1 protein-coding gene is annotated in these 419 nt (G+C 28.9%); it reads right to left on the bottom strand.

The window, feature by feature from the left end; genetic code table 11:
* Nucleotides 1-10 precede the first annotated feature (10 nt).
* On the bottom strand, nt 11-419 hold a 409-nt coding region (locus tag CP368_RS10205; protein WP_143468339.1), incomplete at its 5' end, for a glycosyltransferase.

Raw genomic sequence — 419 nt, 5'->3', positions numbered from 1 at the left:
CTTAATCAAGCTATTTATATAAATCGATAAATTGATCTAAAGTATCTTTTATATCGAATTTTTTTTCTTTTAATTCTGAATAATTATCTACCCTTTTCTTGTTGCCAAATACAAGAATTTTATTAGCCCACTTATTTATATCATTATCTCCAATTGGAAGAAATGCTACATTCTTTGTTAATTGTGCTGTTTTTGTAATCTTATCTGAAAAAATGACCGGTAATCCAGCTGCTTGTGCTTCAACACCTACAATCGGTAATCCTTCAAAATGAGAAGGTAATACAAAGACATCCATAGTTTGTAGTAGCTTCTCTACATGATCACTTAATCCATAAAAGATCACATTCTGTTCTATTCCAGATGTTTTAACTATATCTTTAATTTTATTTAAATCTGGACCTTCTCCTATAAGTAAAAGG

This window comes from Lactobacillus sp. UMNPBX17, assembly GCF_002553735.1.
Lineage (GTDB): Bacteria > Bacillota > Bacilli > Lactobacillales > Lactobacillaceae > Lactobacillus > Lactobacillus gallinarum.
Note: the sequence above shows the minus strand (reverse complement) of the source record. Positions and strands in the feature narration are given on the sequence as shown.